The organism is Dyella sp. (assembly GCF_035508675.1).
Lineage (GTDB): Bacteria > Pseudomonadota > Gammaproteobacteria > Xanthomonadales > Rhodanobacteraceae > Dyella_B.
In genome coordinates this window covers 1-8,737 of sequence record NZ_DATJMN010000389.1, presented here as the reverse complement: position 1 = coordinate 8,737, position 8,737 = coordinate 1, and the positions used below count along the sequence as shown (strand labels likewise).

At 60.5% G+C, this 8,737-nt stretch carries 9 protein-coding genes; 5 read left to right on the top strand and 4 right to left on the bottom strand.

All coding sequences use genetic code 11. The features are described 5' to 3' along the window. A partial coding sequence (locus VMA74_RS20680) for an FAD-dependent oxidoreductase (RefSeq protein WP_325370459.1) occupies nucleotides 1-625 on the bottom strand: 625 nt, incomplete at its 3' end. 316 nt (nucleotides 626-941) lie between these two features. Continuing rightward, on the bottom strand, nucleotides 942-1,847 hold the full coding sequence (locus VMA74_RS20675; protein WP_325370458.1) for a LysR family transcriptional regulator: 906 nt from the start codon (nucleotides 1,845-1,847) through the stop codon (nucleotides 942-944). Nucleotides 1,848-2,010: 163 nt separating this feature from the next. Between VMA74_RS20675 and speB the strand changes: the two genes are divergently transcribed. The 4 genes from speB (at nucleotide 2,011) to gabT (ending at nucleotide 6,627) form a co-directional block, all read left to right on the top strand. Continuing rightward, nucleotides 2,011-2,970, top strand: coding sequence for an agmatinase (gene speB / locus VMA74_RS20670; protein WP_325370457.1), 960 nt, complete (start codon nucleotides 2,011-2,013; stop codon nucleotides 2,968-2,970). Nucleotides 2,971-2,996: 26 nt separating this feature from the next. Next, complete coding sequence (locus VMA74_RS20665; RefSeq protein WP_325370455.1) at nucleotides 2,997-4,451, top strand: purine-cytosine permease family protein; 1,455 nt, start codon at nucleotides 2,997-2,999, stop codon at nucleotides 4,449-4,451. Further along, a complete protein-coding gene (locus VMA74_RS20660; RefSeq protein ID WP_325370454.1) occupies nucleotides 4,448-5,227 on the top strand; it encodes a carbon-nitrogen hydrolase family protein in 780 nt (259 codons plus the stop codon). The genes VMA74_RS20665 and VMA74_RS20660 overlap by 4 nt, the downstream gene beginning before the upstream one ends. A gap of 86 nt (nucleotides 5,228-5,313) precedes the next feature. Next, nucleotides 5,314-6,627 (top strand): 4-aminobutyrate--2-oxoglutarate transaminase, encoded by a 1,314-nt coding sequence (gene gabT / locus VMA74_RS20655; RefSeq protein ID WP_325370453.1) that lies wholly within the window; start codon nucleotides 5,314-5,316, stop codon nucleotides 6,625-6,627. Between the two features lie 140 nt (nucleotides 6,628-6,767). Here the strand turns inward: gabT and VMA74_RS20650 are convergent, their stop codons facing one another. Beyond that, nucleotides 6,768-7,553, bottom strand: a complete 786-nt coding sequence (locus VMA74_RS20650; RefSeq protein WP_325370451.1) for a tRNA threonylcarbamoyladenosine dehydratase — start codon at nucleotides 7,551-7,553, stop codon at nucleotides 6,768-6,770. A 148-nt stretch (nucleotides 7,554-7,701) separates the two neighbouring features. Here VMA74_RS20650 and VMA74_RS20645 point away from each other — a divergent pair, with 148 nt between their 5' ends. Beyond that, entirely contained in the window at nucleotides 7,702-8,091 is a 390-nt protein-coding gene (locus VMA74_RS20645; protein ID WP_325370450.1) for a cytochrome C, read from the top strand. Between the two features lie 21 nt (nucleotides 8,092-8,112). Here the strand turns inward: VMA74_RS20645 and VMA74_RS20640 are convergent. Beyond that, nucleotides 8,113-8,737, bottom strand: a 625-nt coding sequence (locus tag VMA74_RS20640; RefSeq protein WP_325370448.1) for a hypothetical protein, incomplete at its 5' end; no start/stop codon positions are given.

The following is an 8,737-nucleotide window of genomic DNA, read 5'->3' as shown; positions in this document are numbered from 1 at the left end:
TTAGCTGCTTATCTTGGCTGATGTCACCCGTCATGCACTTCCACATTTCATACAATCGCGTCGACTTGTTATTGAGAAAGCCGTTTTCGGCGAACATATCGTCTTCCAGCTCTCGATATTCGGTTGGCTTTTCATCTCTTTCGTAATACTCCTGCCTCCCACGATAATCGACCACGGTGCTCTCCGTGTACCTGTCACCGGGATTCGGAAACGCCACCGAATTATCCCACATGCCAACTTTGTCAAAATAATGCTTACCTGCCTTCCCCGATATTGGAAAACGCATGCATCCCAGCTCTGCGATGACTTCCTGCGCACCTTCGCCCAAATGGTGCGCATTCATACGGCCACCGTAACGGTCGGAGGCTTCCACCAAAACCGGCTTGAGCCCGATACGCAGCAGCTCATAGGCCGCCACCGCTCCGGCGGCACCGGCGCCCACCACCAAGACTCGCCTGCCTTTGGCCTCCGGAGGCAACGAAAAGAGCGGCCTCTTCTCGCTCTGTTTCGCAGCCTCGAGAAACCCGCCGTAATCGAAAGGAAAATCCGGAATCAACGCCGTCAGCTGGCCTTCCTCACCACGTGTCTTGGAGGTATAGCGGCTGCGCGAAGGAATCGATGACATGGGCTCTCTCCTTAGAAGATGATGAAGCATGTCTTGATCCGAAACCCGTTTCGTCTCGGACCACCTTTACAACGCACACAAGCAATCCTGCCGGGGCGCCGCTGGCTTTCGAAACCTCACTATGACGCTGGCTTTCTTGACGCTGGCAGGATTCACATCCTCAGCTTGCCGGTACGCGGCAACTCAGCCCGGCTTTCGATGTCACCGTGAGATATCGCGACACGATGAATACTCTTTGTTGACGATCATAGAAATAACGACGCGAAAACTACGTCAAAAGTCAACATGACATATGTGACGTCGATAGCATGAAACATCATGCATCGACATGGGGCACTTGCAACAGATCCTCCAGAAACGCTGCAGCGATGTCGTCCAGGCCGCCATGCTTTCGCACCGCCACGTGGAAATGCACGTCGTAGTGCATGTCGCTGGCGTTAACCGGCGACAGCAAGCCCGCGGCAAGATAAGGCGCGGCAACATGCTCGGGCAGGTAGCCTAGGTGACGGCCAGACAGGATCAGTACTGCGGCAGCTTCCATATCATCGGTCACGGCCGTAATGGCTGATGCTGGCAGCAGGGCGTTGGCTTCCGGCAAGGGATAACTGCGCCAGGTCCATTCATAATTACCCCATGTTTCGGGCATCGCCTCGTCGGCGCTACCGAACAACGGATGCCCACGACCGCAATAGGCCTGTTGCCGCTCCGCGAACAATGGGGTGTATTCCAGGGCTGATAGCCGATGCCAGAAGTAGCCGACGGCCAGGTGCAATTGGCCGTTGAGCAGTTGCGACTCCTGTTCCTCGGGTGAACGCACAAAGAACTTGAACTGCACGGCCTCATCCCTTTCCCGGAAGCGAGCGATGGCTTGCGCGATGCGCACATTCATATTGATCGATGTGTGGCCGATCAATCCCACGTGTAAGGTGCCAACCAATTTTCGATCCAGATGACGTGCTTGCGTGCTGAATGCGTTCACCGCCGTCAGCAGATCACGCGCCAGCGGTACGAAGCGCTGCCCTTTGGCGGTCAGGCGAAAGCCTCCGCGCCCGCGTTTGCATAGACTGAAGCCAAGGCGCGTCTCCAAGGTAACCAGCTGACTGCTCAGCGTGGATTGGCCGACGTTGAGCTTCGATTGCGCGGCCGACAGGCCACCGGCGTCCACGATGGCAATAAAGACACGGATCAGACGCAAATCCAGATCGGACACATTACCGAGCATGTTTCAATTCCTTTGATACATCGATCACCATCAATGTAAACACATCATATTGACGATGGAAGCTGCCATGGTCGCGCCATAGGATCGGGCATAGGGAACACGTTCCGTGCATGCACACACTGAACGTGTATCGAACCATCGCCGCAGTCGCAGGAGCGCAACGATGTCTGATCACGTGTATCAACCACTGGGCGGCAACGACATGCCTCGCTTCGGCGGCATCGCAACGATGATGCGGCTACCCGAAGTCAACGACCCTTCCAGGCTGGACATCGGATTTGTCGGTGTTCCGCTCGATCAGGGCACCTCCAACCGCTCCGGCACCCGCTTCGGACCGCGCCAGATTCGCAGCGAATCGGTATTGCTGCGGCCGTACAACATGGCCACGCGCGCTGCCCCTTTTGATGCGCTTCGCATCGCCGACCTGGGCGATGTCGCGATCAACCCCTACAACCTGCTGGACGCTGTCGCACGCATAGAACAGGCATTCACTCATATTGTCCAGGCAGGATGCCGAGCAATTACGCTCGGCGGAGACCATACAATCACGCTTCCCATTCTTCGCGCGCTGCGCAAACACCACGGCCCGATCGGATTGATACACATCGATGCGCATGCGGACGTCAATGACGTGATGTTCGGCGAAAAGATCGCACATGGCACCACCTTCCGCCGCGCCGTGGAGGAGCATTTGGTCGATCCGCAGCGCGTGGCGCAAATCGGCCTGCGCGGCACCGGCTATACCGCTGAGGATTTCGACTGGTGCCGCAGCCAGGGTTTTCGCGTGGTGCAGGCGGAAGAATGCTGGGGCCGTTCGCTGGCGTCGCTGATGGAGGAAGTCCGCGCAAAAGTCGCTGGTGGCCCGGTCTATTTCACGCTGGATATCGATGGCATCGATCCGGCCTACGCACCCGGCACGGGTACACCCGAAATCGCAGGCTTGACCGTACCGCAAACGCTGGAAGTGATCCGCGGCGCGTGGGGGCTGGATCTGGTCGGCGCGGATGTGGTGGAGGTTTCGCCGCCCTACGATCCGCACGGCAACACCGCTTTGCTGGCCGCCAGTCTCGCGTATGAGCTGTTGTGTGTGATGCCCGGCGTGCCGCGGCGCAATGAAACCTGACAGGACTCTGAGCCAAGGATGTGCCCATGAACCATTCCACCGTTGTACAAGTAGAAAACCGTTCGATCGATTACGTACCGGAACACGAACGGCATGCACGGCTTGGCAGCCAGGGGCCGTTCTGGTTTCTGGGCAACTTCCATTTCTTCACCATCTCCATCGGGTTCGTCGGCCCCAGCATAGGTCTCTCCGCAGCATGGACGATGCTGGCCGGTGCGCTCGGCATCATGTTCGGCACCATCTTCATGGCCTTCCATGGTTCGCAGGGACCGCACATGGGCCTGCCCCAAATGATCCAGTCGCGTGCGCAGTTCGGGTACCGCGGTGTGATCCTTGCGCTGCTTGCCACGCTGTTTGTATTCGTGGGCTTCAACGTGGTCAACGTGACGCTGATCATGGAAGGTTTGAACAGCGTGTTTGGCTTCGATCCGAAGATCGTAGCCACGGCGGCGGTGGTGACAGGCGCACTACTGTCGATCTACGGCCACGACCTGATGCACAAGGTATTCAGCTGGACCTTGATGGCCACCCTGCCGTTGTACGCCATCGTTACCGTGGCACTGATTTTCAGCAACAGCCCGGTCCCAGCTGCGCCCTCCGCGGAGCCGGTCCTCGGATTCAAGGGCATCGCCTTCCTGACCCAGTTTGCGATCGCCGCCGGCTATAACATCTCCTATGCACCCTACGTATCGGACTATTCGCGTTACCTGCCCAAGCACACCTGTCCTAAGAAGTTGATCGCGAACATTTTCCTGGGCGCATCACTGTCCGGCGCATGGATGATCGCCCTTGGCGCGTGGCTCGCCGAGCGGCTGCACGCCAGCGACGCCCTGGCGTCACTGAATCAAGTCGGCGACATGCTTTTCCCGGGCTTCGGCAAGTTGGTGGTGGTGGTATCGATGCTCGGTTTTCTGCCGATCATTTCGCTCAACACCTATAGCGCCATGTTGACCGTGCTGACCGGCGTGGACTCCTTCAAACGTACCCAGCCTACGCGCCGCCATCGCATCATGGCGATTGGCGCCATCAGCATCGTGCTGCTCGCATGCACGTTATCGATCAAGGGCAACGCCATCGCGCTGTTGCATACCTTCCTGCTGCTGTTGCTGTACTTCCTGGTGCCGTGGACGGCGGTCAACCTGGTCGACTATTTCTTCGTGCGCAAGGGACGTTACGCCATCCCGCATTTCTTCACGCCACGCGGCATCTACGGCGCCTGGCAGATGCGCGGCATCGCGGCGTACCTGATCGGCTTTACCGCCATGATTCCGTTCTTCTACATCGTCGACCCAAGCGGCCAGCAGGAAATTTTCGTCGGCTATTTCGCACGCAAACTGGAAGGCGTCGACATCGCCTGGCTGGTTGGGCTGGTGGTCGCCGGCGCCGTCTACTTGCTGCTCGCGCTCTCCCTCGATCTGCACGCCGAGGAAGAAGTCATCCGTCGCATCGAGCGTGACGGTTTCGGGGAACGCGCATCATGAAGGCTCCACGCATTCGGTTGATTCAACCCGCACTGGTCGACGGCCATGTGGCGGCCAATCTTGCCAAAGTCGCAGACATGATCGCGGCCAGTGCAGACAGGGCGGATCTGCTGGTGTTTCCGGAGACCTGCTCATGCGGCTTCCCCACGCCCGATACTGTGCAACAGCTTGCCGAACCGCTGGATGGTCCATCCATCTCCGCCATACGCACAGCTGCGCGCAGCGCCGGCGTAAGCGTGGCGATCGGTTTTGCCGAAGTCGACGCTGGACGCTATTTCAACAGCGCGGTGCTGATCGATGCCGACGGCAGCCTTCTGCTGCACTATCGCAAGTCCTGCCTGTACGACTCGGACCAGGGCGTATTCGAAGCCGGTACGGCATTTCCGATATGCGAATGGCATGGCATCCGGGTCGGCCTTCTGATCTGTTTCGACATCGAGTTTCCCGCACCGGCCCACAAACTCGCACGCCGTGGCGCAGAACTGATCGTTCTGGTCGACGGCTTGATGCGCCCATATGGCCATATGCACCGCCACGCCGTGCCAGTGCGTGCGCTGGACAACCAGGTATTTATCGTAATGGCCAATCGGGTGGGAGCTGGCGAGCACTATCAGTTCAGCGGAGAGAGCCACGCTGCCGATCCGTTCGGCGAAACCATCGCACTGGCTTCCGATGAGCACGAAGCCGTGCTGGACGTCGTGCTGGACATGACACAAGTCGAACGCGCACGCGCCCTCGCCCGCTCGCTGACTGGCTACGACGTGGACGGCGCCTGATCCGAACGCCCCTGCCCAAGCCCTCTCTCCTTGGTAGAGAGAGCAACGCACCGCAACAACGAACAAGCACTAGCGAGATCTATGGTATGACGCAAACCAGCCTGCAAAAACGCAACACTCCAAATACATCTCTGCCGGCCAGCAACGCCGATATCGACACACGCCGCATCGCGGCCGCGCCGCGCGGCGTGGGCATCGGCTTTCCCATCTATGCCCAGCACGCGCGCAATGCCGAGCTGTGGGACGTGGAAGGCCGTCGCTATATCGATTTCGGCGCGGGCATTGCCGTACTCAACGTGGGCCATTGCCATCCGCGTGTACTGCAGGCCATCGAGGCACAGTTGAACTGCTTCACTCACACGGCCTATCAGGTGGTCCCCTACGAAAGCTCGGTCGCGCTGGCCGAGCGCCTGAATCGCCTGGCGCCGGGAGCGCATGCCAAGAAAACCGCGTTCTTCACTACAGGTGCGGAAGCCGTTGAAAACGCCATCAAGATCGCACGCTGCGCCACCGGCCGGCCCGGCGTCATCGCGCTGAGTGGCGGTTTCCACGGCCGTACCTTCATGGGCATGGCGCTCACTGGCAAGGTCGTTCCCTACAAAACCGGCTTCGGTCCCTTCCCCGGCAGCGTGTTTCATGTGCCTGCACCGGTTCCGCTGCATGGGGTGACCGTGGCCGATTCGCTGCGCGCCATCGAGCAACTGTTCAAGGCGGACATCGATGCCAGGCAGGTAGCGGCCATCATTCTGGAACCCGTGCAGGGCGAAGGCGGCTTTTACCAGGCGCCATTGGAATTCATGCGCGCGCTGCGGGATATCTGCGACCAGCACGGCATCCTGCTGATCGCCGACGAAGTGCAGACGGGCTTCGCCCGCACCGGCAAGCTGTTCGCCATGGAGCATTACGACGTAGCGCCGGATCTGATGACGGTGGCCAAGAGCCTTGCCGGCGGCATGCCGCTGTCTGGGGTGATCGGCCGCGCGGACATTATGGACGCCCCAGCCCCTGGCGGCCTCGGCGGTACGTATGCCGGCAACCCGCTGGCGATTGCCGCCGCGCATGCCGTGCTCGACGCGATCGAGGACGAGCAGCTTTGCGCACGCGCCGAACGCCTGGGCCTGCGCCTGAAGCAGCACCTGCAAAAGCTGCGCGAGCAGGTGCCACAAATCGCGGATATCCGCGGCCCTGGCGCCATGGTGGCGGTGGAATTCATGCAGGCGAACGGACAACCCGATTCCGCTTTTGCCAAGCAAGTGCAGCAACGCGCCCAAGCCGCCGGCTTGCTGCTGCTGACCTGCGGCACCTACGGCAATGTGATCCGCTTCCTGTTCCCGTTGACGATCGAAGACACCGTGCTGGAGGAAGGGCTCGCCATGCTTGCGCAAGCGATGCGCGGCTAGCACTTGCGACAAAGGTTTTGGAACTTCACCGGTGCATGGAGGCACCGTCTACGAAGCAAGCACGATGTGCTCGATTGGGGGAGCCGAATGCGGGCATGTGCCTGGCGCGGCATGCCTGAAAAAATCCAGGATGGATTTTTTCAGGCCTTTTCCAAAAGTTTCTCCATGACTTTGCCCACCGCTGCAAACGCGAACGCACCGGTGACATGCGTGGCGGCACCCAGGCCGCCACCGCAAGCGAGATTCAAGGAATCGCCACCGGGCGGACGCGTGCCGCATACCGTGCCATCCGGTTGCAGGTACTGCACGTTTTGCAGCGAATACACCGCCGACACCCCGAAGTACCGATCCGGATTGCGCGGAAAGCCGAAATCCTGGCGGAGTTTCTTGCGGATAAGGCTGAACATCGCATCGTGCTCGGTGCGGGAGAGATCGCGCACGCGAATCTGGGTGGGGTCGGTGCGCCCGCCGGCCGAGCCCACCGTTACCATCGGCAGCTTGCGGCGGCGGCACCAGGCGATGGCTTCCAACTTGACGCGAAATGCATCGCAAGCATCCAGCACCACGTCATAGCCACGATCCAGCAGTTCATCCAGCGTGGTCGGCGTGAGAAAACGCTCGATCGCTTCCAGGCGGATCGCCGGGTTGATCGCATGCGCTCGTGCTGCGATCACGCCCACTTTCGGCTTGCCGTACTCGCCGTCCAACGCGTGCAGCTGGCGATTGGTGTTGGAAACGCAGACTTCATCCGCATCGATCAGCGTGAGACGGCCCACGCCCGTACGCGCCAGCGCCTCGGCCGCCCAGGAACCGACGCCGCCGATACCGATCACGCAGACATGCTTGTGCGCCAGCCTCGCCACGCTGCCGGTGCCATACAGCCGCTCGACACCGTCGAAGCGCTCGGAAGGATAGGCCGTACTCATGGGCAGCCACCGGCCACCAGGTCAGGAACGCAAGGATTCACGCCGCCACCAGCTTTGCAACAGACATCCGCTTATTTTAGCCGTCCTATGTGGCCGCAAAGCGGGCTGGGGTATCCTCTGCGCTCAACGGCATTTGGAGAGGAAAACCATGCGTGTCGCGCTGCTGATCGTGCTGGGCCTGGTTATCGGCATCCTCGGTACCGCGTTCACCATGCAAGCGCTGAGCGAACGCAACCCGTTCCCCGCCGCGCTGATGGTGACGATGGGCTTCCACCGCAACCAGTTGCAGCGAGCGGTGAAAGGACAGCACTGCGAAGCGACCGCGAACCTCGACCAGCTGCAACACATGCAAATGATTGCAGCGGACATCCCTGCAGCCTTTCCGGCATCGCCGCAACCCTTCAACGACCTGGCCAGCCAACTGCGCACGGCCTTGCAAAAAGCCACGCAATCGGCGCCCGCAGATTGCCCGGCCCTGGCTGTGGCGCTCAAGCCGGTGGACCAGGTTTGCCAGCAATGTCACCAGCAATACCGTTAGCGCAGCGGGATCAGTGTTGCCTTAATTGGGTTCCGCTTCGTCAGGTGCCGGGAACATCAGGATGGTGATTTCCTTGCCTTGCGGAATTTCCACGACGGGCGTGCCCAGTGCGGCGATCCGGCTCTTGAAATCGGTCAGATCTTCGCGCTGCCCAAGCGCCGAGCGGCCGCTGACGGCCCATACGCGGCTGCCTTGCCGCCATCGCGCCAAGGCTTCGTCGAGTTGCGAGGTCACCATGGCGGTGGCATCGAGCGGAAGCTCGCCTTTCGGCTTCAGCACCGAAAGCATGGTCGGTGCGTTGGGATCGGCGGTGAACACGGTGTCACCAGGCCGTACGTTAGCCGCCAAGGTGGCCGCCGCCATATCCCAGCGCGGCTTGGTTTCGGTGCGATAGACCGGCCCCAGATTGACCACACCCAGCAATAGCAACAGTGTGGCGGCCATGGTCCATACACGGCGTGGCAACAGGTCCGCCCCCAGCCCCGCCAATACAAAGAATGGCGCCGCACTCCACAGTACATAGCGCGGCAGCAGCATGGATTTGAACAGGGAAATACCCAGTATCAGCAGCGGCAGTACCAGCATGCTCAGCAACAGCACGCGCCCTTCCAGCCGCTTATGCATACGAAACACGCCGACGCATCCG

Bases quoted from the DNA above. Each gene is read 5' to 3' on its own strand.
- VMA74_RS20665 (WP_325370455.1), top strand. From the start codon at position 2,997: ATGAACCATTCCACCGTTGTACAAGTAGAAAACCGTTCGATCGATTAC.
- speB (WP_325370457.1), top strand. From the start codon at position 2,011: ATGTCTGATCACGTGTATCAACCACTGGGCGGCAACGACATGCCTCGC.
- VMA74_RS20660 (WP_325370454.1), top strand. From the start codon at position 4,448: ATGAAGGCTCCACGCATTCGGTTGATTCAACCCGCACTGGTCGACGGC.
- VMA74_RS20675 (WP_325370458.1), bottom strand. From the start codon at position 1,847: ATGCTCGGTAATGTGTCCGATCTGGATTTGCGTCTGATCCGTGTCTTT.
- gabT (WP_325370453.1), top strand. From the start codon at position 5,314: ATGACGCAAACCAGCCTGCAAAAACGCAACACTCCAAATACATCTCTG.
- VMA74_RS20645 (WP_325370450.1), top strand. From the start codon at position 7,702: ATGCGTGTCGCGCTGCTGATCGTGCTGGGCCTGGTTATCGGCATCCTC.
- VMA74_RS20650 (WP_325370451.1), bottom strand. From the start codon at position 7,553: ATGAGTACGGCCTATCCTTCCGAGCGCTTCGACGGTGTCGAGCGGCTG.